At 56.4% G+C, this 26357-nt stretch carries 30 protein-coding genes; 23 read left to right on the forward strand and 7 right to left on the reverse strand.

Annotation, left to right across the window (positions count from 1 at the left end):
- Positions 1-133 precede the first annotated feature (133 nt).
- From fliF to ABJZ52_RS00610, 19 genes are all read left to right on the forward strand, one after another.
- Entirely contained in the window at positions 134-1783 is a 1650-nt protein-coding gene (gene fliF, locus ABJZ52_RS00520) for a flagellar basal-body MS-ring/collar protein FliF (protein ID WP_348184426.1), read from the forward strand.
- Positions 1783-2412 (forward strand): hypothetical protein, encoded by a 630-nt coding sequence (locus ABJZ52_RS00525; RefSeq protein WP_348184427.1) that lies wholly within the window; start codon positions 1783-1785, stop codon positions 2410-2412. The genes fliF and ABJZ52_RS00525 overlap by 1 nt, the downstream gene beginning before the upstream one ends.
- Positions 2409-3716 carry a MotB family protein gene (locus tag ABJZ52_RS00530; protein WP_348184428.1) on the forward strand — a complete coding sequence of 436 codons (1308 nt, stop codon included), beginning with the start codon at positions 2409-2411 and terminating at the stop codon, positions 3714-3716. Before ABJZ52_RS00525 ends, ABJZ52_RS00530 begins: the two co-directional genes overlap by 4 nt.
- Complete coding sequence (locus tag ABJZ52_RS00535) at positions 3716-4924, forward strand: chemotaxis protein (RefSeq protein ID WP_348184429.1); 1209 nt, start codon at positions 3716-3718, stop codon at positions 4922-4924. The genes ABJZ52_RS00530 and ABJZ52_RS00535 overlap by 1 nt, the downstream gene beginning before the upstream one ends.
- Before the next feature lie 4 nt (positions 4925-4928).
- Positions 4929-6188: a flagellar hook-length control protein FliK gene (locus tag ABJZ52_RS00540; protein ID WP_348200065.1), complete on the forward strand. Its 1260-nt coding sequence runs from the start codon at positions 4929-4931 to the stop codon at positions 6186-6188.
- Complete coding sequence (locus tag ABJZ52_RS00545; protein WP_348207987.1) at positions 6142-6717, forward strand: transglycosylase SLT domain-containing protein; 576 nt, start codon at positions 6142-6144, stop codon at positions 6715-6717. Before ABJZ52_RS00540 ends, ABJZ52_RS00545 begins: the two co-directional genes overlap by 47 nt.
- A 161-nt stretch (positions 6718-6878) precedes the next feature.
- Entirely contained in the window at positions 6879-8153 is a 1275-nt protein-coding gene (locus tag ABJZ52_RS00550; RefSeq protein ID WP_348187256.1) for a flagellar hook protein FlgE, read from the forward strand.
- Between the two features lie 28 nt (positions 8154-8181).
- Positions 8182-9672, forward strand: coding sequence for a flagellar hook-associated protein FlgK (flgK, locus tag ABJZ52_RS00555; protein ID WP_348187258.1), 1491 nt, complete (start codon positions 8182-8184; stop codon positions 9670-9672).
- 5 nt (positions 9673-9677) lie between these two features.
- Positions 9678-10724 (forward strand): flagellar hook-associated family protein, encoded by a 1047-nt coding sequence (locus ABJZ52_RS00560; RefSeq protein ID WP_348187260.1) that lies wholly within the window; start codon positions 9678-9680, stop codon positions 10722-10724.
- A 55-nt stretch (positions 10725-10779) separates the two neighbouring features.
- Positions 10780-11139 (forward strand): flagellar biosynthesis regulator FlaF, encoded by a 360-nt coding sequence (flaF, locus tag ABJZ52_RS00565; protein ID WP_348187262.1) that lies wholly within the window; start codon positions 10780-10782, stop codon positions 11137-11139.
- The gene (flbT, locus tag ABJZ52_RS00570) at positions 11136-11558 is read left to right on the forward strand and encodes a flagellar biosynthesis repressor FlbT (RefSeq protein WP_348187264.1); all 423 of its coding nucleotides are present in this window, start codon (positions 11136-11138) and stop codon (positions 11556-11558) included. Before flaF ends, flbT begins: the two co-directional genes overlap by 4 nt.
- Before the next feature lie 13 nt (positions 11559-11571).
- Positions 11572-11970 (forward strand): flagellar hook assembly protein FlgD, encoded by a 399-nt coding sequence (gene flgD / locus ABJZ52_RS00575; RefSeq protein ID WP_348187266.1) that lies wholly within the window; start codon positions 11572-11574, stop codon positions 11968-11970.
- A 3-nt stretch (positions 11971-11973) separates the two neighbouring features.
- Positions 11974-12240, forward strand: a complete 267-nt coding sequence (locus ABJZ52_RS00580) for a flagellar biosynthetic protein FliQ (RefSeq protein WP_153772079.1) — start codon at positions 11974-11976, stop codon at positions 12238-12240.
- A 90-nt stretch (positions 12241-12330) separates the two neighbouring features.
- On the forward strand, positions 12331-14421 hold the full coding sequence (gene flhA / locus ABJZ52_RS00585) for a flagellar biosynthesis protein FlhA (RefSeq protein ID WP_348187268.1): 2091 nt from the start codon (positions 12331-12333) through the stop codon (positions 14419-14421).
- Positions 14421-15194: a flagellar biosynthesis protein FliR gene (gene fliR / locus ABJZ52_RS00590; RefSeq protein WP_348187270.1), complete on the forward strand. Its 774-nt coding sequence runs from the start codon at positions 14421-14423 to the stop codon at positions 15192-15194. Before flhA ends, fliR begins: the two co-directional genes overlap by 1 nt.
- A gap of 4 nt (positions 15195-15198) precedes the next feature.
- Entirely contained in the window at positions 15199-15627 is a 429-nt protein-coding gene (locus ABJZ52_RS00595; protein WP_348187272.1) for a flagellar biosynthesis protein R, read from the forward strand.
- A 78-nt stretch (positions 15628-15705) separates the two neighbouring features.
- Positions 15706-16131: a rod-binding protein gene (locus tag ABJZ52_RS00600; RefSeq protein ID WP_348187274.1), complete on the forward strand. Its 426-nt coding sequence runs from the start codon at positions 15706-15708 to the stop codon at positions 16129-16131.
- Entirely contained in the window at positions 16128-16541 is a 414-nt protein-coding gene (locus ABJZ52_RS00605) for a hypothetical protein (RefSeq protein WP_348187276.1), read from the forward strand. The genes ABJZ52_RS00600 and ABJZ52_RS00605 overlap by 4 nt, the downstream gene beginning before the upstream one ends.
- Positions 16534-16992 (forward strand): hypothetical protein, encoded by a 459-nt coding sequence (locus ABJZ52_RS00610; RefSeq protein ID WP_348187278.1) that lies wholly within the window; start codon positions 16534-16536, stop codon positions 16990-16992. The genes ABJZ52_RS00605 and ABJZ52_RS00610 overlap by 8 nt, the downstream gene beginning before the upstream one ends.
- 150 nt (positions 16993-17142) lie before the next feature.
- Here ABJZ52_RS00610 and ABJZ52_RS00615 read toward each other — a convergent pair whose 3' ends face one another.
- From ABJZ52_RS00615 to motA, 7 genes are all read right to left on the reverse strand, one after another.
- Positions 17143-17592, reverse strand: a complete 450-nt coding sequence (locus ABJZ52_RS00615) for a hypothetical protein (RefSeq protein WP_348187280.1) — start codon at positions 17590-17592, stop codon at positions 17143-17145.
- A 25-nt stretch (positions 17593-17617) separates the two neighbouring features.
- Positions 17618-18694, reverse strand: coding sequence for a flagellar biosynthesis protein FlhB (gene flhB, locus ABJZ52_RS00620; RefSeq protein ID WP_348187282.1), 1077 nt, complete (start codon positions 18692-18694; stop codon positions 17618-17620).
- Positions 18695-18731: 37 nt separating this feature from the next.
- Positions 18732-19766: a flagellar motor switch protein FliG gene (locus ABJZ52_RS00625; protein ID WP_348187284.1), complete on the reverse strand. Its 1035-nt coding sequence runs from the start codon at positions 19764-19766 to the stop codon at positions 18732-18734.
- 15 nt (positions 19767-19781) lie between these two features.
- Positions 19782-20057, reverse strand: a complete 276-nt coding sequence (gene fliN / locus ABJZ52_RS00630) for a flagellar motor switch protein FliN (protein ID WP_209004141.1) — start codon at positions 20055-20057, stop codon at positions 19782-19784.
- A gap of 131 nt (positions 20058-20188) precedes the next feature.
- On the reverse strand, positions 20189-20773 hold the full coding sequence (locus tag ABJZ52_RS00635) for a hypothetical protein (protein WP_348187286.1): 585 nt from the start codon (positions 20771-20773) through the stop codon (positions 20189-20191).
- On the reverse strand, positions 20754-21707 hold the full coding sequence (locus tag ABJZ52_RS00640; protein WP_192109475.1) for a FliM/FliN family flagellar motor switch protein: 954 nt from the start codon (positions 21705-21707) through the stop codon (positions 20754-20756). The genes ABJZ52_RS00635 and ABJZ52_RS00640 overlap by 20 nt, the downstream gene beginning before the upstream one ends.
- Before the next feature lie 4 nt (positions 21708-21711).
- The gene (gene motA / locus ABJZ52_RS00645) at positions 21712-22614 is read right to left on the reverse strand and encodes a flagellar motor stator protein MotA (protein ID WP_192109476.1); all 903 of its coding nucleotides are present in this window, start codon (positions 22612-22614) and stop codon (positions 21712-21714) included.
- A 171-nt stretch (positions 22615-22785) separates the two neighbouring features.
- Between motA and ABJZ52_RS00650 the strand changes: the two genes are divergently transcribed.
- From ABJZ52_RS00650 to fliI, 4 genes are read left to right on the forward strand one after another with little or no spacing between them, the layout of a single operon-like run.
- Entirely contained in the window at positions 22786-23574 is a 789-nt protein-coding gene (locus ABJZ52_RS00650) for a DUF1217 domain-containing protein (protein ID WP_348187289.1), read from the forward strand.
- Between the two features lie 3 nt (positions 23575-23577).
- Positions 23578-24303: a flagellar basal-body rod protein FlgF gene (flgF, locus tag ABJZ52_RS00655; protein ID WP_348187291.1), complete on the forward strand. Its 726-nt coding sequence runs from the start codon at positions 23578-23580 to the stop codon at positions 24301-24303.
- Entirely contained in the window at positions 24300-24998 is a 699-nt protein-coding gene (locus ABJZ52_RS00660) for a hypothetical protein (protein WP_348187292.1), read from the forward strand. Before flgF ends, ABJZ52_RS00660 begins: the two co-directional genes overlap by 4 nt.
- Complete coding sequence (gene fliI, locus ABJZ52_RS00665; protein WP_348187293.1) at positions 24985-26313, forward strand: flagellar protein export ATPase FliI; 1329 nt, start codon at positions 24985-24987, stop codon at positions 26311-26313. Before ABJZ52_RS00660 ends, fliI begins: the two co-directional genes overlap by 14 nt.
- Positions 26314-26357: the final 44 nt, after the last annotated feature.

Genomic DNA, 26357 nt, shown 5'->3' on the forward strand with positions numbered 1-26357 from the left:
GGATGGCTGAAAGCCGCGCCTTCGGGCGCGGCTTTTTTTGTTTTCAACATGGTCTTGTCTTGCGCAACCCTCGCACAAGGTCGCCCGCCAATACTCGCCTTCAATATCGGACGTCTCACTTTAGGGGTGTGGAATGCCAGGCCGTGAACACGCAGAAAAACTCTGGGCTAACTTACAAGAACTCGGCGCCAAGCGGCTGATGGCGCTTGCGCTTATCGGGCTGGCGACGATCCTGACGGTCGGGGTCGGTGCCTATTACCTCAGCCGACCCGAACAGGCGGTGCTTTATACCGGTCTTGAGGGCGAGGACGTGACCCGTATCGGATCAGCCCTGCAGGATGCCGGCATCGATTATGATGTCAGTTCCGATGGTACGGCGGTCATGGTCAACCATGGATCCACGGCCAAAGCGCGTATGTTGCTTGCCGAAAAAGGCCTGCCACGTGGTGCAGATGCCGGCTACGAACTCTTCGATGAGCTGGGATCGCTCGGACTGACGTCCTTCATGCAGGAAGTGACCAGAGTTCGTGCGCTTGAAGGCGAGCTTGCCCGTACGATTCAGCTGATGCAGGGCGTCCGCGCCGCGCGGGTTCACATCGTGCTTCCGGAAAAAGGCTCCTTTCGGCGTGATCAGCAACCGCCATCCGCTTCCGTGGTAATCCGGTCTGATATACCCGACGACATACGCACTGCGGACGCCATTCGCCACTTGGTTGCCGCTGGCGTGCCTGGGATGAAAGCTGACAAGGTGACGGTCCTCGACACATCCGGCGGTATCCTTGCGGCTGGGCAGGACCCCGCGAAGGCGTCGGCAGGCCAGCTGGCCAGTCTGGAAACCGCAGTTAGCAACCGTATCCAGGAGAGCATTCGAAAGACGCTCACGCCCTATCTTGGCCTTGAGAATTTCGAGGTCAGCGTTGCCGCCGATTTGAATATGGATCGCCGGCACATCGCTGAAACGATTTTCGATCCGGATTCGCGCACCGAGCGCTCGGTGCGTTCGGTTCGCGAAAGCGAGAACGCTCAGAACTCCAGCGTCGAAGCGCCGACGACGGTGGAACAGAACCTTCCGGAGGAAACGGTCGATGCCGACAATGGCGAGCGATCCTCCGAGGAAAACCAGCGCCGTGAGGAGACCGTCAACTACGAGATCTCCTCCAAACGGATCGAGACCTCGCAGGATGGCTACAAGGTTGAACGCCTTTCGATCGCCGTCCTTGTAGATCGCGCAAGGCTACATGCTTCGCTCGGAGGCGATCCGACAGAAGAACAGGTGCAGGCACAGCTTATAGAAATCAGCGAGTTGGCGGCATCCTCGGCCGGTGTCGACGATGCGCGCGGCGACCATGTGAAAGTCTCACTAGTTGACTTCGTCAATGGAGGCCGCGATCTCGAGCCAATCCCACCGCTTTCGGTTTCCGAATATCTTCTGCGGCAGTCCGGCAACATCATCAATGCCGTCGCTATCCTCGCAGTCGCGGCGCTGGTGGTCTGGTTTGGCTTGCGTCCCGCAGTCGCTGTTTTGGTCCCGCAAATCACCAAATCGGAAACGGAGATTGCAGAGCTTGCGATGCTTCCGGCCGAGGGTGAAGAGCAGACCGCAACAGGCGAATATGCCGAGCAGGCCTACCTGGTGCCGCCGGATCACTCCGACATGCTGCAGGATCTGACCAGCAAGATGAACCAGTCTCCGCTCAAGAAGCTAGAGTCCTTGCTCGAGTACAACGAAGAGCAGTCAGCTGCGATCCTTCGCCAGTGGCTTTATGACGGGGAGAACGCGTGATGACGTCGATCGCAGCTCATATTCCCGTCATTTCCGAAGCCTCGCTTAAGTCCTTCGAGAATGCATCGGCCATGCTCGTTGATGTGGTGCATGCCCCAGAGCCGGAAAACACCGGTCAGGAAGACCTCACGGAAACGGCCTATCGACGCGGGCTTGATGAGGGAACGCGGCTTGCCGAAGAAAGCATCGCAACGCAGCTCAAGGCGTTGCAAGAAGAGCATCAGGCGCAGCTTCAAGAGCTTCGCGATACGACCGATCGACACTATGCCGAGATGATGGCCGAAGGGCTTCAAAAGGAGTTCGTCGGCCTCGAACAGCGCCTGGCTGCGTCCCTAGCAAGTCTGCTTGGACCTCTGGTCGAAGAGCGCCTGAGCGAGATCGTGGTGGGCTCATTTGCCAGCACTCTTAAGAACCTTTGGGATCGTGAGCAGGCGCTGCGCATAAAGGTGCAAGGTCCCGCTTCCTTGCTTGAACGGCTCGTCGAACAGCTTGGACCAGAGGCCTCGCGCATCGAAACGGAAGAAGCAGCGACCGGCGATCTGCGAGTGGTGCTGAACGACACGCTTGTCGAAAGCCAGCTGTCGAATTGGCTGTCCATGATCTCAGAGGCAGGAGCAACCGAAAAATGACGCCAGATAACCAGCCAAATGAAATCGTCATCGTCCGCCGGAAAGCTGCCTGGGAAGAAGAGGGTGGACAGCACGGGGTATGGAAGATTGCCTATGCCGATTTTATGACGGCGATGATGGCTTTCTTTCTGGTGATGTGGCTGATCAATGTCACCGACGACAGCGTCAGACGTGGCGTTGCACAGTACTTCAATCCGGTGAAGCTCGCCTCTACAGCTCCCAACCAGAAAGGTCTGAATGACCCGAATGTGGCGGGGGACACGAATGAAAATGGAGCGGATCAGCCGGAGGGCGACCTTGGTGCGGGCGGAGCCCCGGAAGGTGGTTCCGAGGCTAACGGGGCACAGGGTGCCGAAGTCTCGGCAGGACGGTTTGCTGCGAGCCATTCGGAAGAACGGCTTTTCAATGATCCGTATGCGGTTCTCGATACGCTTGCTCAAACGGTGGCAGTCGATCTTGGTGATGTGGATATGCCCACTGCCATCGGAGCAGGGCAGGCGCGGGAAGCAGGTGCCCAGGGCGGAGATGCCTTTCGGGATCCGTTCGATCCGCTCTATTGGCAGTTCCTGCCGAACCGGGATCTCGGTTCGGAGCGGACCGGGGGCGAGCAATCGACACAGCCGCGTGTGATCGGTGGGTTGACGCCGACGCCGGCAGCTGACCCGTCATTTGATCGGCAGCGCCACGACAACTCCGCGATCGAAATCGACGAGGGTTCTGTCCCGGAGATTCTCGCCCACTTCGACGGTGGTGAAGGCGAGTTTGAAGAGACCGAGTTTGTTGCCGCGGGCGAAACGAATGAACTGTATGAAATTTCCGAAGAGGCGCTTGAGGACAGCATGACGGCCGTTGCGTCGCGTGTGGAGGCTGTTCTTGACCAGGCCGCAGAGTCCGGTCTTGGAGCAACAGTGGACCACGTCAGTGTCTCGCGGTCTGATGAAGGCCTTCTGATCTCCCTCACGGATGACCAGGCATTTGGCATGTTTGCCATAGGTTCTGCGGAACCGCGTCCGGAGCTGGTAGCTCTCCTAGGCCGTATCGGCAAGGAACTGGCAGGTGCAGATGGTGCGATCGTCATCAAGGGGCATACGGACGCGCGACCCTACCGCACGAAGGCATATGACAACTGGCGGCTCTCGTCGGCACGAGCCCATATGGCGCTCTACATGCTGGCACGCGGTGGTGTCTCGACTTCGCGCTTCGAGCGGGTGGAAGGATATGCGGACCGTGATCTCAAGTTACCTGCCGCCCCTAAAGCCGCCGCAAACAGGCGCGTTGAAATCCTGATCAGGGAGACAGACTGATGCACTCCAGCCAATGCCATGCGCTCAGTTTTGCAATCGTGCTCGCGGTTTTGCTCGCCTTGCTGTTTCCGGCGATGGGGCACGCCAGCGAACCTATGCCAAAACAACCATATGAGATGGTACGCACGCTTCAGTCCCTCCAGGCCAAGGTCGCTGAAGGCAACAGTCACGCCTTGAAGACGCAGCGGGCCTTGCTGCTTGAAATGGATGAGTATTTTCAAGGTTTGCCCGCGGAGACCTGGCAAGAGCCGCGCAACGCACGGGCTGCCATTGTTCACGTGTTAAGCGGAGGACATCCAAAGATCGTCTATCGCTTGAGGGCTTTTGATCCCCAGCCTGCGGTCGACGCCGCATTGATGGAAGGGGCCTTGGCCTATGTCGAAGGGCGCGAAGAGGATGTCGTGGTGCATCTTGGCGACATTGATCCGATGGATCTGCCATCTGCGCTGGGTGGTCACGTTGCCCTCATCAAGGCAGCCGTCTTGGTCAAGGAGCAACCGGCCGAGGCCATGGAGTTCCTTTCGGTCGCGCGTCTCCTCATGCCAGGCACCTTGATCGAGGAGGCTGCACTTCGGCGCGAGGTTTTCGTCGCTGGCAAGCTCGGTGACATTGAACGGTTTCAGTCTCTTTCCCTTCGCTATTTGCGCCGATTCAGAGGATCCATCTACGCAGGAGATTTCCAGCGTCGGTTCTCGCTTGCGCTCGACAGTCTCGGTTTCGGCGAGAGCGAAGGCAAGTTTGCCCTTTTGGAGAGCCTTCTGGCGGAGTTCGACGAGGACACGCGGCGGTCTTTGTATTTGCGCCTGGCCCGTACCGCTGTTCTTAGCGGGCAGAGGGACATCGTCGAAAAAGCCACGGATAGAGCCATGTCCTTGGCAATGTCTGGATCGCACGAAGAAGCACTGTTCAAACTCTATCGTGCCGGCGCATTGGTCGAGCTTGAGGACATCAAACAGACCCGCAATCTGCTTTGGTCGATCGATGAGAACGATCTCTCGCGTGAAGAAAAAGATCTAATGGCAGCGGTGTATCGTGTGCTGAATTCGGTTCGCAGCTGGCCCGCCCCGCCTGAAGGCATCATCGGCGAGTTCAGCGTCTATGAGAAGATGGCGCCGCCGTCAGATGAGAGGTGGGTTCTGCCGGTGATGAGCCGTGCTGACGACCTGATTTCATCAACCGATGAACTGCTGGCGAAGATTGGGAGCTGAAGTCATGACCATCGGAACAGCTATGTTGATCCAGAACTTGAAGTCTACGGCGAAGCCTGAGGGCCGACAGGAGCCGGAAGGCAATGACGCCAAGAGCGGTGATGGTGACAATGCTTTTCTCGACCTCTTGCAGTCGATGAAGAACGGCGGTGGTATGGCCAGCCAACACGCTGCTTCGTCTGACACAGGAGCGGCAGACGCTGGCAACCTTTCGCCGGAGGATGTTTTGGTGGCCACACACTCCGTTGATGGCGCAACGGCACAAGAAGCCGGAACTGCAGCGCAGTCCTTCGCGAATGATCTCGCCAAGGTGATCGGTTCAGTTGCGCCAAATACGCGGGAATCTCTTGCGGTTCCACGACAAGGTAGCGAGCCGTCTGCAACGGCGATGACACCACCAGGTCAGTCCAATACTGGCCAAAGACCTCATACTGGCGCAGCGGTATCGGGAGCTGCTTCAGCCGTTGCCAATGCTGCCTCGACGGTAGCGATGCCGTCGAGCTCAAACGCGCCGAAGTCTCAGAACGCTGACCGGCTGTTTTCGCAATTTGCCGTTCCAGAGGAGGCCGCTGCGAACAAGGGAGCCGTCGAAGGGCTTGCAGAACGGATCAGCAATACCGGCAAGAGTGGCGCCGAGGGAGCTTCCTTACCTGCCGGTTCAGTGAAGATTCTGCGCCAGGAAACGCATTTCGCGCCGACGCAACGGCTCTCGCCGATACAGCAAGTCGGTGAACGTTTGATCTTCAGCCTGGGGGAGGCGGCAGAAGCTGGCGGCATCGGTGCACGGGCGGCTGCGGTCAAGACTGAAGGCCCGGTTTTGAAGACCCTGGACATTCAGCTGACACCGATCGAGCTTGGAACCGTCAAAGTGTCGCTTCGCCTTGTTGGCGAAAGCGTTGAAGTGACGGTGAAGACAAGCAATCCGCAAACTGCAGAGCTTTTGAAACAGGATCGGCAGATGCTCGATCAGATGCTGCGCGCGACAGGTTACAAGCCCGACGCCATCACGATCCAGGCAGCTGCAGATGATCGGCCTGTCACTTCACCGCAGCCGAGCCAGCAGGCCGGGGGCAGCAATCAGGGTGAACCTTCCTCAGGTGGCCAAGCATTTGATGGTGCCTCGGGTCGCGACAGTGAAAATGAACAACGGTCGTCTGGTTCTTCTTCGGGAGATGGCGAAGCTGTTCCTATAGATCCAAATTCAGGAGGTGTGCGTGATGAAGACGATGCTTCTGACCGTCGCAACGGCGACATTTATCTCTAGCCTTTCACTTCCTGGCATCGATCCGCTTCACGCGGAAGTCCAGAACGTTTGTGAAAGCGAAATGATTTCTGCGGCGCGCACCTACAAAGTGCCGCTTGGGGTTCTCTATGCCGTGGGACTGACGGAAACGGGACGGCGCAATTCGCTCTATCCGTTTGCTCTGAACATTGAAGGCAAGTCGAAATTTCCACCGAGCGCCGCTGCTGCGCTGAAGGACTTTCGTCAGGCTCGCAAGAGCGGTAAAAAGCTGATTGATGTCGGCTGCATGCAGATCAATCACTACTATCATGGTGATGAGTTTCGGTCGGTCGAGCACATGTTGGAACCACGAGCCAACGTGCAATATGCCGCCCGGTTTTTAAATGATTTGCGAAAACGGCAAGGCTCCTGGACAATGGCGGTCGCAAGATATCACGCTGGGCCAAACAACAACCCTGCCCAGAAGAGATACGTTTGCCGCGTTATAACTAATATGGTTGCTTCTGGTTTCGGTCAGTGGACTGAAAAATCACGAAATTTCTGCCGCTAGAAAAGTCTTCTTTTCGGTATATTTCGGATTTTTCTCTGATATCTAAAATTATAATAAAATCTATAGTTTAAAATATTTTTGATGTGGCTCTCGTTTACAGCCTCACGCAAGTTTGCCGTTGTTGAATTGTCTCCAGGAAATTCGGATACGGGAGACGATCCATGGGTCTTTATGGCGTAATGCGCACAGGTGTTTCTGGCATGAATGCTCAGTCGAGCAAGCTGGGAACGGTGGCTGACAACATCGCGAACTCAAATACGACTGGCTACAAGAAGGCCGAGTCTGAGTTCTCTTCCATGGTCCTGGCGCAGAGCAGCGGCAGTTATAACTCCGGTGGTGTTCAAGCGCACACGGTCTATTCGATCTCGGATCAGGGCTCGATGAGCTTTACGACCTCGAAGCTTGACCTTGGCATTGATGGGAACGGTTTCTTTGTTGTTGCCGATGGTGATGGCACACCGGTTCTGACCCGGGCTGGTTCCTTCGTTCCCGACGGGGAAGGCTATCTTCTCAACACCGCAGGCTATTACCTTCAGGGGTACCCCATCGCCGATGGTGCCACGCCGACAACCATTGCCAACGGCCTCGGCGGTCTTGAGTCGGTCAATATCTCGCAGAACCAGCTTGATGCGACCGCGACCGACAGTGCGAAACTCTGGACCAACGTGCCAGAGAGCGCAACGATCGTGGCCCCGGCGGATCTTCCTTCGGCCAACGTTGCGACGTCGACCTATTCGGCCAAGACCTCAGTGGTCGTTTACGACAACCTTGGCAACGAACTGACCCTTGATGTCTACTACAGCAAGACGACCGAGACGGCTGCGGACAGTGAATGGGAAGTCGCGATCTTCAATTCTGAAGATGCGGCCGCAGGTGGCGGGTTCCCGTATGGCTCAGCTGCACTGTCGACGCAGACCCTGACGTTTGACATGACGACAGGCGAGCTGACGGGTGCAAGTCCGACCGACATCAATATCACTGTACCCAATGGCGGCACATTCGATATCGATCTGTCCGGTTCCACCTATCTGGCTGCCGATTTCACCGTAACCGAGGTAGAGGCCAACGGGAACGCGCCGAGCGCGGTGGACTCCGTCGAGTTTGACGACGACGGTGTTCTTTATGCGATCTATGCAAACGGCGACCGCCGCGCGATCTATCAAATCCCGCTGGCGGATGTGGCAAGTCCTGACAAGCTGACGCCGCTTTCAGGCAACATCTATCAGGTTTCGACTGAAAGTGGTGATGTTCGCGTCGGTTTCCCCGGTGAGGGTGGTCTTGGCGATCTGGCAGTCGGTGCACTTGAGGGGTCGAATGTCGATCTCGCCTCAGAACTGACCTCCATGATCGAATCCCAGCGCAGCTACACGGCCAACTCCAAAGTCTTCAAGGCGGGCTCGGACCTCCTCGAAGAGCTGGTCAACCTTGTTCGCTAGTGTTCCGTTCTAACAGAGCAGTTGAAAAATGAGCCTCTCAGTCGCCCTTCAGGTCGCACAGTCGGCGCTTGCCGCCCGGCAGACCGAAACATCTACGGTGTCGCGCAACATCGCCGGCGCGCAAGATGCAGGATATTCCCGCAAGTCCGTTTTACTCAGCACCGTTATCTCTGAAAGCGGTCAGACAAGTGGCCTTCAAGTCGAGGGCATCGGTCGGGTGACCGACGATGCTCTATACGCATCCCTGCTTCAGTCTACCGCTGTTGGAACGTCTCAAGAGGCAATCCTGGAGGGGCTCGAAGTACTGGCCGAAACGATTGGCGACACAGAGTTGGAGATGTCGCCTTCGGCGCTTCTTGGAGACCTTAAGACGGCACTGCAGAATGCGGCCGCCGACCCTAATGACACCATCCTGGCCCAGGACCTCCTTTCGACTGCGAGCGACCTGGTGACGTCGTTGAACGAATCTTCCGAGGCGGTGCAGGACGTTCGGGCCGATGCGGACGCCGACATTGCGGACTCAGTCGACAGTATCAACGAATTGCTTGGCCAGCTTGAGGACCTGAATACGATCATTGTTCGCGGCAACCAGAGTGGGAATGACATCACAGATGCCCTGGACTCGCGAGATCAGGTTCTGCTGGCGCTCTCTGAGGAAATCGGCATCACCACGCTGACCCGCACGGATGGGGATGTCGTGGTCTACACAGATGGTGGTGTAACTCTTTTTGAAACGACGGCGCGCGAGGTCAGCTTCGAGCCGACCAATACATTCTTCGCCACAACAACGGGCAATTCGGTTTATGTCGATGGTGTGCCGGTGGCCGGCGTTGACGCGATCATGCCGACCACGAGCGGTCGATTGTATGGCTTGACCGAACTGCGTGATGAGATTGCCCCAACCTATCAAAGCCAGCTGGACGAAATCGCGCGCGGCCTCATCGAAAGCTTCGCCGAGGCCGACCAAAGCGGTGGCGCCGGATCGGATCAAGCAGGCCTCTTTACATGGTCTGGTGCTCCAGCCGTGCCGGCGACAAGCACTCTGTCTTCCGGGCTCGCGGCTGATATCCAGATCAACGCTAACGCCGATCCGGATCAGGGCGGCAATCTGGACCTCCTCCGCGATGGAGGTATCTCCGACCCGCTCGACCCGGACTATGACTACAACCCGACCGATCTCGCCGGATATACCGGACGCTATCAGGATTTTCTTGATGCGCTTGATGAGCCTCGGGTCTTCGATGCCGGCGTGGAACTCGATCCGACCGATACGCTGACCGGATTTGCGAGCTCGTCCGTTGGCTGGCTTGAGAGCAACCGGCAGAGCGCCACCAGCGATCTGGAAGTCCAATCTGTCATTGTCAGCCGCACAGCGGAAAGCCTCGCGAACACTACGGGTGTCAACATCGATGAGGAGATGACGCTTCTCCTTGATATCGAGCGGGCCTATGCCGCAGCCGCCAAACTGATTTCCGCAGTCGACAATATGCTCGACGATCTCCTGGCCAGTGCGAGTTAAGTGCGATGAAAACCACCTATATCTCTACCATTTCGATGTCTGACTCTGCCCGGACTCAGATGATGAAGCAGGCGAATACCGTGAATACGCTCCAGATCGAGCTGTCGTCCGGCCGCAAGGCAGACGTCGGTCTTGATCTTGGCAGCCGTACAGGCGAGGCGGTGACCCTTCGCTCTGAGTTCTACTATCTGCATTCCATCATTGACACGAATGCACTGACGGCGTCGCGGCTTGATATCAGCCAGGCTGCCTTGAGCGATATCAGAACCAATTCCGAGGAGTTTCTAGCTTCGCTCGTTGCAGTGCGCGATAGCGATGGAGCCGCGTCGGTCACGCAGGCCGAGGCCGAGGGCGGCATGCAATTGCTGATCTCGCGTCTCAATACCCAGTTGAATGGTAGTTACCTGTTTGCGGGCCTCAATACGGATGAGGTTCCGGTTGCCGATTACACCGATGTTGCGTCGTCCAACAAAGTGGCTGCCGACGCAGCTTTTCTCGCAGAATTTGGTTTCGCCCAAGACGACCCGGCAGTTGCCGGTATCACCGTTGCTCAGATGGACACTTACCTGACCGGCAACTTTGCGAACATGTTCGCCGATCCGGCGTGGGGAACCAATTGGTCAACGGCCTCAGACCTGGAAGTCGAGAGCCGGATTTCGACCAGTGAGGTTCTGAGTACGTCCGTCAGTGCGAATGAAGATGCTTTCCGCGAATTGGCCCAAGTCTATACGATGATGTCCGACCTGGGGAACGTGAACCTCGATTCCGAAGTCTTCAAGACGGTGGTTGATAAGGCGATCAGCATGCTGGGATCAGCGATTGCCAGCGTGACCAGCCTGCAGGGCGAGATTGGCGTTGCACAGGAGCGTGTCTCTCAAGCCAGCGGCCGTCTCTCGATCCAAACCGACATTCTCAATGAACGCGTCAATGCACTCGAGAATGTCGATCTCGAAGAGACCTCGGTCCGATTGAATACTGCGATCACGCAGCTTGAAACGACCTACGCGATCAGCGCCAGGATCCAGCAGCTGAGCATCATCAACTACCTCTGAGATTTTCAAGCGGTGTGAAGCCGCATTGCAATGACAGGAAACCAAGAGAGGCGCCATGTACAATCTGTCCTATGCCGAGACGATGGATGAGATCTGCTCTGACGACCGAATGAACGAGGCCGAGGCGATGGATATCGTGATCGGCATGCTGGAAGTCGCACGCGAAAAGGGCACTCAATCTCGTGAGGCAGTAGAGGCGATCTTCAACACCCGCCGTCTTTGGACCTACTTCATGGAAAGCTTGAGTGATGATGCGAACGCACTGCCGACGGCCTTGCGTGCGGATCTTATTTCAGTCGGAATCTGGGTGCTGAAGGAAATCGAGAAAATTCGCAAGAACGAGGTGCAGACCTTCGACGGACTTATCCAGATCAACTCAATCATCCGCGACAGCCTTCAAGGAGCTTCCTCATGAAGATTGGCCTAAAGGCAGGAGAAAGGCTCTTTCTCAATGGTGCGGTGATCCGCGCCGAACGCAAGACACAGCTTGAGTTGATGAACGATGCGGTCTTTTTGCTCGAAGGACACATCCTGCAACAGAATGAAGCGACAACCCCGTTGCGTCAGATCTATTTCATTCTCCAGTCCATGGTGATGGATCCGACTTCGGCGCCGATGATGAGAGATCTCTTTGAAATGGTGCTTCTGTCTGTTCGTCGAGGGTTTTCGGATGAGGAGGTTCTCGACGGTCTGGATGAAGTTGCCGCACTCGCCGGCGATGGCCGCTGGTTCGAGGCAATGAAACTCGTAAGAAACCTCTATCCGATCGAAGACGATCTGATGTCCCCCACACACAACAGAAAAGTTGCCGCAAGAATCCTTGCAGCGGTTTGAGAAGGATGAATTCATGAGTGTTGATGCCGTAAGTGCGACCACGACCACTACCACGTCGGCCGCAAGTTCTGCGCAGGAACAGCTGACTGTCGACTATGAGGCCTTTTTGCAGTTGATGATGGCGCAGATGCAAAATCAGGATCCGACAGACCCAGTGGATTCTTCCGAGCAGCTGGCCCAGCTGGCGAGCTTCTCGCAGGTTGAGCAGGCCATCGAGACAAATTCAAAGCTGGAAACCCTGCTGGCCAATATGTCTTTCGGCCAGGTTGATGATCTTCTCGGGCGTACTGTCACCGATGCGAATGGCACGACGGGAACGGTCGAGTCGGTCGAGATCTACGATGACGGCACCGTGCTTGGTCTCGATACGGGCGAGGGCATTCTTCTCGGCGGTGGCGTGAAGATTTCCTGAGCCATGAATGAAATCGATGCACTTGATATGGTCAGGGCGGCAATCTGGACGATTATTGTCGGCTCCGCCCCGGCCATCATTCCTGCAATGGTGGTCGGGATCGGCATTGCACTGCTTCAGGCGCTGACGCAGGTTCAGGAAGTCACCTTGACCTTCATTCCCAAGATTCTGGCGATCCTGGTGATGATTGTCGTTGCGGGGCCGTTCATTGGAGGCCAGATCCACTATTTGACCGTGCTGGTTTACGGCCGGATCGAGAATGGTTTTTAGGGCAGTTTGCTGAACTGGACACCGCGCTCCATGCTCGCGCAAGCTTCGACTTGCATTCTCTCGAAAGTTCCAGGCTCACCGAGAGAATAGATGTCCGACACCGCCCTGTCTTCGCCCGCCTCTACCTCATCAGAAAGTCGACGCGATGTCGGCTTTGCAATCGGAATCGTCATGATCCTGGCGGTTCTGTTTCTTCCAATTCCGACGTTTCTGATCGATGTTGGCTTGGCATTTTCCATCGCTCTTTCAGTGCTGATCCTGATGGTGGCACTGTGGATCGGCAAGCCGCTCGAGTTTTCTTCCTTCCCGACGGTGCTTTTGATTGCGACGATGCTGCGGCTGTCGCTCAATATTGCAACCACCCGCGTTATCCTCGCTGATGGCCATGAAGGTCTGGATGCCGCCGGCTACGTGATCAACGGCTTTTCCCAGTTCGTGATGAGTGGGGATTTTGTGATCGGCCTGATCGTGTTTGCGATCCTGATCACCGTCAATTTTCTGGTGATCACCAAGGGTGCAACACGTATCGCCGAGGTTGGCGCGCGCTTCACACTCGACTCGATCCCGGGCAAGCAAATGGCCATTGACGCCGATTTGTCGGCCGGCCTCATCAATGACAAGGAAGCCCAGCGTCGGCGCAGTGAGCTTGAAGAAGAAAGTTCATTCTTCGGCGCGATGGATGGTGCGTCCAAGTTCGTTCGCGGCGATGCGATTGCGGGTCTGATCATTACTGCGGTCAATATTCTTGGCGGAATGATTATCGGCATAACGCGCTATGACATGAGCCCAGGCGATGCCGCCGACGTTTTCACCAAGCTATCGGTTGGCGACGGTCTGGTCTCCCAAATTCCCGCACTTGTCGTCTCACTTGCAGCAGGTCTGCTTGTGTCCAAAGGGGGCACGCGCGGAACGACGGACAAAGCCGTTCTGGGGCAATTGGGCGGCTATCCTCGTGCGCTCTTCGTGGCGGGTATCTTGATGGCTATCTTTGCCATTATGCCTGGCCTGCCGTTTTTGCCCTTTGCCATGCTTGCCGCTGTGATGGGCTTCACCGGATATGCAATCCCCAAGCGTCTGGCGGCCCGCAAGCTTGTGGAAGAAGAGAAAGCGGCGGCGGCTGCCGCTATCAAAAAAGAAGAGTCCCGGGAATCGGTCAAGGAGTCTCTCAAGACCGCCGAGATCGAACTTTGCCTTGGCAAGCAGGTTGCCGGCCAGTTGCTTGCAAAGCATGGCGAGCTGTCGCGGCGCGTCGGAAAGATGCGGAGAAAGTTTGCCGAGCAATACGGATTTGTCGTTCCCGATATTCGGGTGACCGACAGTTTGACGCTTGATCCCAAAAGCTACCAGATCAAGATCCATGGCACTGTCGTCGTCATGCAGCAGCTGAAGGTGGGTGAGCTTCTCGTGATTTCTTCAAATGACGAGAAGCTCCCTGTTCCTGGCGACCCGACCCGGGAACCGGCGTTTGGCATGCCGGCCTTCTGGGTGCCAGCGGCCTATCGTGAAGAAATCGTCAGGGGCGGCTTGACGCCCGCGGAAAACAACACGGTTATCCTAACCCATCTCAGCGAAGTCATTCGTAACAACCTGCCGCAGTTGCTCTCCTACAAAGACATGCGCAACCTCTTCGATCGACTGGATCCGGAGTACCGCAAGCTGCTTGACGACATCTGTCCTGCACATACCTCCTATTCAGGCCTGCAGGCAGTTCTCAAGCTTCTGCTGGCGGAAAGGGTCTCGATCCGCAACCTTCATCTGATCCTTGAAGCCGTGGCGGAAATCGTGCCGCATGTCAGACGATCCGAACAGGTAGTCGAGCATGTGCGCATGCGTGTCGCTCAGCAGATATGTGGCGACCTTGCCGAGGGCGGGCCGCTCAACATTCTCCGGCTCGGCAACCGCTGGGATCTGGTGTTCCATCAGAGCCTGAAGCGAGACGCAAAGGGTGAGGTTACCGAGTTCGATATCGAGCCTCAGCTGGTGGAAGAATTTGGCTCTCAGATGTCCGAGGCCGTGAAGAAGCACATGAATGATGGCAAGCGTTTTGCTGTTGTTGCGGCGCCAGATGCACGTCCCTATGTCCGCATGATCGTGGAGCGCATGTTCCCGACGCTTCCTGTTCTTTCCCATCTGGAGATTGCTCGAGGCGTTGACGTTCATGCCCTCGGCAGCGTTTCCTGATGCTGGCCGGGGCGCTGCTTGGCAGCTTCGGAACCACGGTTTTGTTGGCGACCTTCCTGCTGTTCTGCAGGATAGGTGCGTGTTTGATGATCATTCCAGGGTTCTCAAGCGACAGGGTCGCAATGCGGATCCGGCTGTTCATCGCCTTGTCTGTCACGCTTGCGCTCTCGCCCATGTTGCTGCCGACCATGCAGGCTGCCTTGCCTGACCAATCTCTCGTGACCGTCGGTGGGCTTATTGTCAGTGAGCTCTTCACGGGCTTTCTGATCGGCTTTCTCGGGCGCATTTTCTTCGTTGCCATGGAGACACTGGCGACCCTGGTTTCCATGGCGATCGGGCTGTCAAACATGCCGGGAATGTCGATCGAGGGCAGCGAGGCGCTGCCTCCGTTGGCCAGTTTGATGACACTGACCGCGACGGCGATGATCTTTATCACCAATCAGCACTGGGAGGTGCTCAAGGGGCTTGCTGCTTCCTATGAGACGTTGCCGCCTGGCGGCGAAATTGATGTCGTCTCTGGTCTGGAGCGTTTCGCGGATCAGCTTTCTGCCACCTTTGTGCTGGCCCTGCGCATCTGTAGTCCCTTCGTCGTCTACACGATCGTCGTCAACCTCGCGATCGGGATGGTCAACAAGCTCACTCCCCAGATCCCCGTCTACTTCATCTCCATGCCCTTCGTCATTGCGGGCGGCATGTATCTCCTCTTCCTCGTCTCGGCTGAAGCCATCACGCTTTTCCTGGACGGTTATTTTACCTGGCTACAACTGGGCTGACCTGATGAAAAAAAATACTCACGAAATTGCTCGGATGCTGAAACTGCAGCAGCAGCTGTGTCTTCTGTCTTCCTGGCTGCTTCAAAAACTGGACGCACAGGCAGAAGAACTGGTTGAGCGCGAAGAAAGGGTTCTTGATGCCTTGGCGAAGGGCGATCTGGCACAGCAGGAACGGTTTATTCGGAATGCTGCTCAGCGGCTGAAAACGATCGCCGAGGAGCAGGGGGAGTTGACCGTTGCGCGGGCGAAGGTCGAATGCGAATACACGCGCCAGCGCATGATGCTGCAAGTCATCGAGCAACGTCTGGCGCGGATGCGCGCTTCCGATCGAAGGGTCGAGGAAGACAACCGGCTGTCCGAACTCTTGTCGCAGCAGCTTGGGCGGCGAACACAAGCTTCCCGCAAGTTGCGGAGCATAGATTTCAAAGGCTAGCGAGCGGTTGCAGGTCGAGTTCTTGGCCGCGGTGTCCTCGCTCAAGTTCCTTCAAACATGCAGTTGGAGTTTTCTCTAATGGCTATCTCTCCACCCTCAGACCTCATACTCGAGGTGTCTCGGGCCGCGGATCCCCTTGAACTCAGGGAGGCCACGACAAAGCTCAGCCGTTTGTCACGATCATCGGGAGCGGGAGGACTGTCCTTCGCCGAGGCGATGGGACCGGGTCAGTTCCCGAGTTTTGCATCAACATCGTCGACACGAGATACCTCCAGCGTCGTCCGATCTGCATCTCAGTCGCCTGCCGAGAAATTCGAGGCTCTGGTCCTGCATCAGTTTGTGGAAACGATGCTGCCCGATGACGCCGGCCAAGTGTTTGGTGAGGGCGCGACCGGCGAGATCTGGAAATCGATGCTGGCTGAACAAGTCGGCAATCAGATCGCCGCCAGTGGCGGTGTCGGTATCGCACACCTTCTCAGCACTACACTCAAGGACAACGCATGACGTCTGATCAAGCCCTGGAGCCTGCCGCTCCTCCTTCCGCTGCTGTTCTGCCACAGGCTGCATTCGCCGCGTTTACGACAGCTATCAAACGCTCGATTTCGGCCGTTCGGGCTGAAACACAGGCGCTGCGAAATGGCGAGAACAGAAGCTTGAGAACGTTCGAACATCGCAAGAGCCAGGCCTTGCTGGATCTTGCTCGTGCGCGTGCATCTCTGCCTACGGTTCTGCACGATCAGGAGGTGACGGATCTCTTGCAGGAACTGAAACAGGATCTTTCTGAAAACATGGAACTCCTGTCTCATCACATGAAGGCGATGAAGGAGATCACCGAACTTCTGGCAAGATCGATGCTCGAAGCAGATTCCGACGGGACCTACAGCCGATTATCTCCAGGTGTTGCGCATGATTAAGATGCTTGTTGTCGGCCTCTGGATGCCAATTGCCGCATTGGGGTCGAGTTATGCCACCGTTTACTGGATGAACGACAAGATGGCCGCTTCCGAGGGGGAGACGGCCGGTCTTGGTGGTCTGGATTACGAGACAATACGCCCTGTCAATGTGCCGATCCTGTCCGACGGAGCATTGCAGGGCTATGTGGTTGCCAAGCTCGTCTTTACCGCTGACGCTGATGCGTTGAGGGAGCTTCCGGTACCGCCACATCCGTTCCTCATTGATGAAGCTTTCCGCCGCATCTACGCGGACGAGGCGCTCGACTTCAAAAGGCTCGAGCGCTACGACCTGGACGCACTGACGAGCCATCTAAAAGATATTGCGAACCAGAGGATCGGATCTGATGTGATTCAGGACGTGCTGGTGGAGGAGTTCAATTACTTCGACAAGGATGTCGTGATCACGCACTGACGCCACCCAGTGGATTCATGAGCTGTCGCATACTATTTGACCGCGGAGGGATCGCATCCTTCGCGGTCTTTTTTGTCCGGTTCGTTTGATCTGTTTTCAAAACCGGTAATGCCGAGGAGCAGACATTCGGCGCCTGGTGGAAGCGTTCTTTCAGAGCCGAGAGTCCTGAAGAGCAGTCAGAAGGCGCTGCGTATTGTCTTCTTCTTCATCATCTGGGCTAGAGCCGGTGAACTCGATATATGCCACATTAAGGGCATTGTCCGGGGAGCTCAGAATGAGGGTCAGGTAGACCCATACACCCATGTTGAAGAACTCCAGGTCCAGGCCGATGGTGGGTTTCGTATCCCAGTCAAGCTCGACGTTCGCACCCATACCGTAGCGTATGGTGCCTTCCTTGAAGAACAGCTCCGCAGACGACTTGATCAAGTCGGAGATATTGGCATGTTTTTCGGTTCGAACGTAGGCAACGAGATCGATCACGTCCACCAGCTTCATTTCAGCGGTGAACGGCGCAAGCGCAACGGCAATCGCCTCTTTCCGGATGCGGTCAGCGTTTTCCGAATTTAGCGGCTCACCGCGATCTTCTGATGATCCCTGCATACTTTCACTCTCGTGATACGCCAAGTTATACAACAGCGTCGACCCGGCGTGAGTACACATAACAGATGATTTCTGCAACCACCCTATAAAACTGGGCTGGAATCATACGATCTATTTCGGCACTTGCGAAAAGCGACCTTGCAAGCTCTCGATCTTCAATCACAGGTATCTCATTTTCCTCAGCGATCTGCCGGATCTTGAGTGCGATGAGATCCTGTCCTTTCGCGACAACGACAGGAGCGGCCATGGTGTCGCTTTCATATCGAAGCGCAACGGCAAAGTGCGTCGGGTTGGCCACGACCAAGGTTGCCTCCGGAACGGCAGACATCATGCGGTTACGGGCGCGATCCCTGGCGAGAGATCGCTGACGCGCCTTGACGATCGGGTCACCCTCGGCCTGTTTATGCTCGTCTTTTATGTCCTGCTTGCTCATGCGCAGGTTCTTGCGCCAATGACTTCTGGACCAGGCGATGTCCACGGCCACAAGCACAATTGTCACGATGCAAACGCCGGAGACGAGCTTCATCGAGATCTGCAAGATCAGTTCGGGGAGCGTGCTGGGATCGCTGAACATGGCGCTCACCAGACCTGACTGGCTTGCCTGGAATTGCAGAAACGCAACAACGCTGACAGTCGAAAACTTGAAGACCGCTTTGAGAAACTCGACGAAACCTTGTGCGCCGAATATACGGTTCCAGCCTTTGATCGGGGAGAGCCGTGATCCGTCTGGCTTGATCCGGTGCAGCACCAGCTGCGGCTTGTTCTGCATAAATGCAGAGGTGAGGCCGGCAAGAGCAATGACTGCGACAATCGGCGCAAGAAAACGCCCGACCTCCAACGAGATCGCGTGGGACAAGAGAAGTGCATCAGCGCCAATTCCTAGTTTGTAACCTCCGGCCTTGTCGATCATCTGCATCAGTTGGGCCGCAAGGCTCGAGACGCTGGAGGAAAGAACAAAACTTCCTATAAGCAAGATCGCCAGGAAAGATGCGAAGACCGGGGCTTCCTTGGAAGTTGGTGTGTTGCCCTTCTCGATCGCGTCCTGGATTTTTTTCTCGGTCGGCTCCTCTGTTTTTGAATCTTTATCCTGATCGTCAGACATATATTTATCCGGCTAATAGATCGGCTGTGCGGCCGATCTAGTTGAAGAACGCGCCTTCGTCTTGCTTCGGATTGAGCTCGACCTCACCACGGCTCGCCATTTCGAGCGCCAGGTTGGTGATCGCGCTGCGGGCTTCCAGCACATCTCTCTGTGCTGCGGGTTCACCGCCGGCAAGTTCATGCTCGGCAATGCGACGTGCACGCGAGGTCAGCGAGGACAGGATGACCTCCCGGAACGTCGCATCGGTGCCCTTGAGTGCCATGACAATCCGGTCTGTCGGAATCTGGTCGAAGATCGCCATCCTTGTGCGTGCATTGAGGTTGACGATGTCGTCGAAGGTGAAGAGGAGGCCTTTCAACAATTCGGCGGTCTTCGGCCGAACGTCGTTGAGGTTCTCGAGGGCATCCTCCATGTGATCGCGGTCCATCTTGTTGAGGATGTCCGCCATTCTCGCGTAGGAATCTGCCTCCAGGGTGCCCGAGAGATTGAGCATGAAGTCTTCATGCATGGTTTTCTCGATTTCCCGCATGATTTCCGGCACGACGGCCTTGATCGACAGCATGCGGCGCACAAGTTGATTTCTGAGTTGAGGGTTGATTTGGCCGAGAACCTTTGCGGCTGCGCTGGGTTTGATCTTGGTCAGGATCAGAGCTGCGGTTTGCGGATGTTCCTTTAGGAGGTAATTCGCAAACACGGTTTCCGAGACTGTGGCCAACCGATCCCAGATCGATCGATTGGAGTTGCCCAGAACGTCGGACATGATGTCGGCGAGCTGCTCTTCCGGCAGAACGCCCTCGAGCATTTTCTCGACTTCTCCAGCGGAACCATAAAGGTTCGCGCCATCAGAGAACTGCTTGATGAATTCATCAGCAAGCTTGTCGATTTCCGCCGACGGCACGCTGCCGAGCTGCGCTGCCGTCACGGTGATCAGGCGGATTTCCTCCTGATCGAAGTGTTGCAGCAACTTCGCAGAGTTCGTCTTGCCGAGTGACAGCAGCAGTGCTGCGACCTTCTCCACCCCGTTGAGAGGTTTTGCCGGCAGGTTCGTCGTCATTTGTACGGTCGCATTCATGTCGGGGGATTACCCTCAAGCTTCCAAAGCCCCGGTCTGGGCGCTGATGATTTCGGTCAGGGAAACGCCAAAGCGCGAGTTGTCATCTTCAACAACCACGACTTCACCGCGGGCAATCACGCGGCCATTGACGACAATGTCGATGGGCTCGCCGACGCGGTGGTTGAGCGGAATAACAGCGCCTCGACCAAGCTTGAGCAGGTTCGAGACCAGCATCGTTGCTGAACCGAGAACGACCTGAATGTTGACCGGAATGCCGAGGATCGTATCCAGATTGCGGTCGTCACCCATAAGGTCTGCGCCATGATCCTTATCGCCGTTGTCAGGGCTCTCGACCTTGGCGAATGTCGCAGCACTTGCCGGGTTGACCTTTGGTTCGGCATCCTGAGGTACGTGGTCGATAATTGTGTCGTCGTTGTTCATCACAGTTCATCCTTCTGATGCATGGAAATCGAGCGAAAGGGACTGCCCAAGGTGTTGTCGATACGGTGGATGCGCGTGGGCGTGGGCCCAGGCTGTTCCGAGGAAGTCGTTTCGACGGGCCGGTCTTTGAGAAACCTGTTCTTGCGATTGCTGCCAGGGCTGTCTTCCAGGACTTCGGCTGGAGCCGATGGCGCCTGGAACAGGTCGAGGTCGTCGTGGAGTGACGGATCAAGTCGCGCAGCTTTTTCCCGAAGAGCTGTTTCTTTAGAGAGCTCTTTCAGTTCGGATTTCAACACCGATTGCTGACGCTTTGCTTCTCGCGTCAAACCGTCAATCTCGGCGATGAGCTCACGCGCATCATCCATGCGAGAGCCGAGCGCGTTGAGAACTTGAGCACCGCGCACATTGAGTTCCTGAATTGACACTTCAATCCCGTCGAGCGCCAACGCGGTCTGATCAAAAATGCGCTGGTACTCGTTGTGATAGGAACCAAGCCGTTTCAGCTCGCGGTACATGTGAACCATCTTGAAGGTGGTTACGGCGAGTGCGAGTAGCAGAACGCCGTCAACTAGAGCGGAGATCATCGATCAGATCCTTTTCTTCATGGATCAGGTCTTCGATCTGCAGCGTGTAAGACCCGTTGAGTTGGCCTAGCTGACAGTTGAAAACCGGTTGCTGATTGCAGGAGAGCGTCACAGGACTGTGTGCGGTGGCCTGAAGCTCGATCGTTTGACCGACCCGGAGACTGCTGATGTCGCCAAGGCTCATTTCCCGTTCTTCCAGAATTGCCTCGAGCTTCACCTCGGTGCGCTGAATTTCATTGTGGAAGTGCTGCGTCCACTGCTTGTCGCGGGTCGACATTTCGCCAGCGAGAACTTGCGAAAGGCGTTGGCGCAGCGGGTTCAATGTTGCATGCGGCATGACGACGAAGACTTCACCACCCCGGCCTATGGCCTGAAGCAGCAACCGCGCGACGACCGCGGGGTTGTTTCTGCGTCCAACGACTGCGAAATCCATGCGGCTTTCGATCCGCTCGAGCTTCAGTTTGGTCTTCGCAATTGGTTCAAAGGAATCTTCAAGGGCCTTGGCGGCAACCTCGAAGACTGTCCGGGCGATCCTCGTTTCAATATTTGAAAAGGATCGTTCCTCATCAATCGGCGGCTCGGTGCCGTCCGCGCCAAATAGGACATCGACCATGGTGAAAATGAAATCGCGGTCGAAGCCAACGAGGACGCGGGCATCCCATTCGGGTGAATAGAGCACTGCGACCAAAGCGTTGGATTCAAACTCGTCCAGGACGTCGCCGATCCGGTCGTTCTCAACACAGCTGACCGACACGTAGGACGGAGAAGCCGACTTCTGACGCATTGCATCTGCGAGGACGCGAGCCATGCGGTCAAAGACAACCGGAAGCATCGGCAGGCGGTCGACGGAAATACCAGCGGCATCTAGCAGCCGGTCGGTGATCATTGCCCGTTCGGAGCCAGGGGCGGGGGCGGTCGTTGCGGCGTCCATCATCAGGTTACGCAGCTCCCTTCTGACGCATTTCCGAAACGTTGTCCGCAGCCGGTGCGCTTGTGTTCATTGTCTCGCTTTCGACTTCGTCAATTGTGGGCCGGTCGTATTCCGAGATGGTCTTGCGACCATGCTCCAGTGCGATCTGCGGAGCGGCGCCGTTGATAAACGCCAGCAGTGTTTGCTTGACCACGATGTAGGGGCGCAGACGGGCCTCGCGCACAGCCTTGATTTTGGCAGCGACCGGTCCGACCAGCGCATAGGAGAGGAAAATGCCCAGGAAGGTTCCAACCAGGGCGGCTCCGATCAGAGAGCCAAGCAGCTGAGGTGACTGATCGATCGCACCCATCGCCTTGATGACGCCGAGTACGGCGGCAACGATGCCGATCGCGGGAAGCGCTTCAGCCATGGACGAAAGGGCATGATAAGGCTTCATCTGATCCCGATGGATCGTGTGAAGCTCTTCATCAACGAGTGCCTCAATCTCGTGGGCACGAGCGTTGCCCACAATGATCAGGCGGAAATAGTCGCAGACGAATGTCGTCAGTTTCTGATTGCCCAGGACTGCAGGAAAGTTCTGGAAGATCGATGAGTTCTGAGGATCCTCGATATGAGGCTCGATCTCATTGCGGCCTTTGGCGCGCAGCTCCCGCATCAAACCGTAAAGCAGTGCGAGGACGTCGAGGTAGTCACGCTTGCGGGGCACTGCATTTCGGAGTGCATCGCTGCTTGCGGTCAGCGTGTCGACGATGGCCTTGAGAGGGTTGGCGACAACGAAGGTGCCAATGGCGACGCCAACAATGATCACAACTTCCCAAGGCTGCCATAGAACGGAAACCTTGCCGCCGAGTGCGGCAAACCCGCCGAGAAGAGAAACGCCTGCGATAATCAGGCCGAGAACGATAGTCACCTGGCAGCCCCCATTTGGTGCGTGTCTGAATTCGATGAGGCGAAGCTAGGTGGCGAGACTTGCCTGAAGCTTTCTTGTCGATGTGAGGTGCCGATTGGGGTGGGTCAGCCTGACACAAGCTCAATGAGCAAGAGTTCGTTCAATTCCGTTCCGGCATGAAGAAGATGACCGATGATCAGTACATTGCTTCAGTATCAGCTCGTCTCGAGCAATATAGACCGTTCACTAGAAATCGTTGCACAGGAACCGACTGTGGAACGGGAGACCGCTTACTATCTAGAGAACATCGAGAACATCGATTCCATCGATGACTTTCTCGAAGATGATCGTATCTTCGCGTTCGCCATGAAAGCTCATGGTCTCGAAGAGATGACCTACGCAAAGGCTTTCATGCGAAAGGTGCTCGAGGAAGGGGTGGATGAAACCACCGCCTTTGCCAATCAGTTGGCGGATGATCGATACGTCAATTTTGCAGAGACCTTCAATTTTGCCAGATACGGTGATACCGCCACCGTCTTTTCCAAGGCGCAGGAAGGCACGGTGGAGAACTACGCCCGCCAGACTTTGGAAGAGAGTGAGGGCGAGTCAAATGCAGGCGTGCGGTTGGCGCTCTATTTCAGTCGAAAGGCTGCGGATATCAGCTCGGCTTACGACGTTCTGGCAGACCAGGCACTCGCTGAAACCGTCTATACCGCTCTCGGCTTGCCGGACGAATTCGCAATGTCGGACATCGACAAGCAGGCCGAATACATCTCTGAAAAGATCGATTTCGAGCAGCTTGGGGATCCTGAGTATGTGGATGAATTGCTACAGCGTTTTTCCGCGCTTTATGACCTTGAGAACGGTACCAACCTGGACACTGTTCCCAACCTGCAGATATCAAACGGTACATCGACGACCATCAGCATTGGCGAAAGCCTGTTGGCGAGCATTCAAAGCCTGAAATTGGGGGGATCCTGATCCATGCAATCCGCCCTTTACGTTGCTTTGTCTGCGCAGGTTGCCCTGTCAAACCGTCTCGAGACGGTTTCTCGCAACATCTCCAATATGAATACATCCGGGTATCGTGCCGATGAGATCAAATTTTCCGAGCTGGTTTCCAAGGCCGGGCAAGACAAGGTTGCCTATGCCTCGACCGGCGAGATGTTCATCTCACGCCAGTTTGGTGGTCTGACGAAGACGGACAATCCGCTTGACGTTGTCATCGAGGGAGAGGCCTGGTTCGCGATCCGCACACCCGAAGGTGTTGCCTACACGAGAGACGGGCGCATGGAGATGGACGCCAATGGCGCGCTGAAAACGGTCAATGGCTATGACGTTCTGGATGCGGGAGGATTGCCAATTCTTCTCGACCCGGAAGGTGGAGCTCCGCACATAGATCAGACTGGAGAGATCCTCCAGGGAGACGGTGGTGCTGGTGCGATTGGCCTGTTTCTGATCGACGATGATGCGCAGCTGACAAGAACTGACAACTCTGGCGTCGTGCCAGACAAGCCGGCCAGACCTGTTCAGGATTTCACGACGAATGGCATTCGGCAGGGCTACGTCGAAGGCGCCAACATCAATCCCATTCGTGAGATGACGAAACTGATCATGATCACGCGGGCCTTCGAGAGCGCGACCAGCATGATCGATGCGAGCAATCAAACCCAAGAAACCGCCATCCGTGAACTTGGAGAAACCTCATGAGTTTGGTTCAGGGGGTTGCCCTCACTGAGCCGGGGGCAGCTGCGCGCGTTCCCGTGCCGGCGTCTCGGCCCGCGAATGAGGTTCGTGAGGGCGGCGGAAGTGAGCGTCCGCTGGGGTTTTCGGACTTGCTCGATATTCTCAACCCTTTGCAGCATATCCCGGGCGTGTCGGAGATTTATCGTTCCGTCACGGGTGACCAAATGTCTGAAGGCGCAAGATTTGCTGGTAACGCTCTGTATGGGCTTGCTTTGGGCGGGCCGCTTGGTCTGGCAGGCATGACGGCCTATTCCATGGTTGGTCAAGCGGCTGAAACGCATTTTGCTGCGGACCCGGCGTTGCAGGAAGCTGGAGATGTTCTGCGTCCTAGCCAGACGATGGCGTCCAACACGGATACACCTCCGCGACCGGTTCCACCAAAGAAGCCTGAGAACAGCAGTTCGAATGTTCTCGGCGCAGAAGTCGGAGCGGCAACGGCGAGCGCGCAAGCCGGCCCGCTGGATTTGACGCGGCTCTCGGCGACTTTGATCTCAACGGAGAGCGAAGGCGACGTTGCACCCCTTGCCACGAGGGAGAAGATGCCAACCGGGGAACAACTTGAGGCGATCGCCGCGCATTCGTCCAATCGGTTGCCGATCGACGTGCTGAAAGCGCTTCAGGAACGCCACGAAACCTTGGTGGCACATGAACAGTCTTGATCGGCTTTCTCTTTCCATCGCTGCTGCTGAAACGGAGATCGGACCAGTGCGGATCGGCGGGCGGGTGACACACGTCTCTGCAGATTCGCTCCGTGTGAAAGGTCTCTCCAAGTCGGTCTGCCTCGGGGATCTCGTGGTTTTCGAGGGACGTGACGTCTGCCGAAAGGGTGAGATCATCCTTCTTGATGAGCAGGATGTCGTCGTTAAGCCCTTTGATCGGTCGAATGATATTGGTATCGGATGCCGGGCCTACCGGATGGGCGGTCTGGCCATTCACCCTCATGAGAGTTGGCGTGGCCGGGTGGTAAATGCGCTGGGCAAAGCCGTGGATGATAAGGGCGCGCTTGCCTATGGTCCCGAAGCTTGGCTGCTTGATCGTGAGCCGCCAGCTCCGATGGAGCGAGGAAGGATCGAAAAGCCGGTGCGAACTGGCATTCGCGTCCTCGATCTTTTCACCCCGATTTGTGTGGGCCAGAGAGTTGGTATCTTCGCTGGATCGGGCGTAGGCAAATCGACGATGCTGGGAATGCTCGCAGGGTTTGGAGAGTTTGACACGGTGGTTGTCGGGCTGGTCGGCGAGCGCGGCCGCGAAGTTCGTGAGTTTATAGATGATGTGCTCGGCGATGCCCTGGAGCGGTCCGTCGTGGTTGCTGCCACGGGTGATGAAAGTGCCATGATGCGGCGCCTTGCGCCCAAAACGGCCATGAGTGTTGCCGAATATTATCGATCGCTGGGGCAGTCAGTTCTTTTGATCGTCGACAGCGCGACGCGCTTCGCGCATGCCGCACGGGATGTGGCCATGGCTGCGGGTGAGCCGCCAGTTGCGCGTGGGTTTACGCCAAGTGTCTTTTCTGATCTTGCCAAGCTTCTGGAGCGAGCGGGTCCCGGGGCGGAGGGGAGCGGTAGTATCACCGCAATTGTCTCCGTCCTGGTGGATGGCGATGATCACAATGACCCGGTCTCCGACGCTATCCGTGGTTTGCTGGATGGACATATCGTTCTGGATCGCGCAATTGCCGACGCGGGGCGCTATCCGCCAGTCGATATCTTGAGGTCGACTTCGCGGCTTGCACAACGCGCCTGGACTGCCGAGCAGCGCGAGTTGATCCACAGGTTGAAGGGCATGATTTCAGATTATGAGGAAACACGCGATCTGCGAATGCTTGGCGGTTACCAAGCAGGGATGAATGCCGGCCTGGACAGGGCATGTGATCTTGTTCCCAAAATTTACGAAGCGCTGCGGCAGTTGCCAGAACAAGTTGAAGATGGTGATCCGTTTAATGAGCTGGCGCAAGCATTGTCCATGTCCGGCTAACGCTTCACGAAAGAAAGTTTGCTGGGTTTCAGAGCCAATCCGCC

Source organism: Roseibium sp. (assembly GCF_039982295.1).
Taxonomy (GTDB): domain Bacteria; phylum Pseudomonadota; class Alphaproteobacteria; order Rhizobiales; family Stappiaceae; genus Roseibium.

Excerpts from the sequence above, each read along its gene's own strand:
- fliF (WP_348184426.1), top strand. The coding sequence starts at position 134 with ATGCCAGGCCGTGAACACGCAGAAAAACTCTGGGCTAACTTACAAGAA.
- ABJZ52_RS00525 (WP_348184427.1), top strand. The coding sequence starts at position 1,783 with ATGACGTCGATCGCAGCTCATATTCCCGTCATTTCCGAAGCCTCGCTT.
- ABJZ52_RS00530 (WP_348184428.1), top strand. The coding sequence starts at position 2,409 with ATGACGCCAGATAACCAGCCAAATGAAATCGTCATCGTCCGCCGGAAA.
- ABJZ52_RS00535 (WP_348184429.1), top strand. The coding sequence starts at position 3,716 with ATGCACTCCAGCCAATGCCATGCGCTCAGTTTTGCAATCGTGCTCGCG.
- ABJZ52_RS00540 (WP_348200065.1), top strand. The coding sequence starts at position 4,929 with ATGACCATCGGAACAGCTATGTTGATCCAGAACTTGAAGTCTACGGCG.
- ABJZ52_RS00545 (WP_348207987.1), top strand. The coding sequence starts at position 6,142 with ATGAAGACGATGCTTCTGACCGTCGCAACGGCGACATTTATCTCTAGC.
- ABJZ52_RS00550 (WP_348187256.1), top strand. The coding sequence starts at position 6,879 with ATGGGTCTTTATGGCGTAATGCGCACAGGTGTTTCTGGCATGAATGCT.
- flgK (WP_348187258.1), top strand. The coding sequence starts at position 8,182 with ATGAGCCTCTCAGTCGCCCTTCAGGTCGCACAGTCGGCGCTTGCCGCC.
- ABJZ52_RS00560 (WP_348187260.1), top strand. The coding sequence starts at position 9,678 with ATGAAAACCACCTATATCTCTACCATTTCGATGTCTGACTCTGCCCGG.
- flaF (WP_348187262.1), top strand. The coding sequence starts at position 10,780 with ATGTACAATCTGTCCTATGCCGAGACGATGGATGAGATCTGCTCTGAC.
- flbT (WP_348187264.1), top strand. The coding sequence starts at position 11,136 with ATGAAGATTGGCCTAAAGGCAGGAGAAAGGCTCTTTCTCAATGGTGCG.
- flgD (WP_348187266.1), top strand. The coding sequence starts at position 11,572 with ATGAGTGTTGATGCCGTAAGTGCGACCACGACCACTACCACGTCGGCC.
- ABJZ52_RS00580 (WP_153772079.1), top strand. The coding sequence starts at position 11,974 with ATGAATGAAATCGATGCACTTGATATGGTCAGGGCGGCAATCTGGACG.
- flhA (WP_348187268.1), top strand. The coding sequence starts at position 12,331 with ATGTCCGACACCGCCCTGTCTTCGCCCGCCTCTACCTCATCAGAAAGT.
- fliR (WP_348187270.1), top strand. The coding sequence starts at position 14,421 with ATGCTGGCCGGGGCGCTGCTTGGCAGCTTCGGAACCACGGTTTTGTTG.
- ABJZ52_RS00595 (WP_348187272.1), top strand. The coding sequence starts at position 15,199 with ATGAAAAAAAATACTCACGAAATTGCTCGGATGCTGAAACTGCAGCAG.
- ABJZ52_RS00600 (WP_348187274.1), top strand. The coding sequence starts at position 15,706 with ATGGCTATCTCTCCACCCTCAGACCTCATACTCGAGGTGTCTCGGGCC.
- ABJZ52_RS00605 (WP_348187276.1), top strand. The coding sequence starts at position 16,128 with ATGACGTCTGATCAAGCCCTGGAGCCTGCCGCTCCTCCTTCCGCTGCT.
- ABJZ52_RS00610 (WP_348187278.1), top strand. The coding sequence starts at position 16,534 with ATGATTAAGATGCTTGTTGTCGGCCTCTGGATGCCAATTGCCGCATTG.
- ABJZ52_RS00615 (WP_348187280.1), bottom strand. The coding sequence starts at position 17,592 with ATGCAGGGATCATCAGAAGATCGCGGTGAGCCGCTAAATTCGGAAAAC.
- flhB (WP_348187282.1), bottom strand. The coding sequence starts at position 18,694 with ATGTCTGACGATCAGGATAAAGATTCAAAAACAGAGGAGCCGACCGAG.
- ABJZ52_RS00625 (WP_348187284.1), bottom strand. The coding sequence starts at position 19,766 with ATGAATGCGACCGTACAAATGACGACGAACCTGCCGGCAAAACCTCTC.
- fliN (WP_209004141.1), bottom strand. The coding sequence starts at position 20,057 with ATGGGTGACGACCGCAATCTGGATACGATCCTCGGCATTCCGGTCAAC.
- ABJZ52_RS00635 (WP_348187286.1), bottom strand. The coding sequence starts at position 20,773 with ATGATCTCCGCTCTAGTTGACGGCGTTCTGCTACTCGCACTCGCCGTA.
- ABJZ52_RS00640 (WP_192109475.1), bottom strand. The coding sequence starts at position 21,707 with ATGATGGACGCCGCAACGACCGCCCCCGCCCCTGGCTCCGAACGGGCA.
- ABJZ52_RS00650 (WP_348187289.1), top strand. The coding sequence starts at position 22,786 with ATGATCAGTACATTGCTTCAGTATCAGCTCGTCTCGAGCAATATAGAC.
- flgF (WP_348187291.1), top strand. The coding sequence starts at position 23,578 with ATGCAATCCGCCCTTTACGTTGCTTTGTCTGCGCAGGTTGCCCTGTCA.
- ABJZ52_RS00660 (WP_348187292.1), top strand. The coding sequence starts at position 24,300 with ATGAGTTTGGTTCAGGGGGTTGCCCTCACTGAGCCGGGGGCAGCTGCG.
- fliI (WP_348187293.1), top strand. The coding sequence starts at position 24,985 with ATGAACAGTCTTGATCGGCTTTCTCTTTCCATCGCTGCTGCTGAAACG.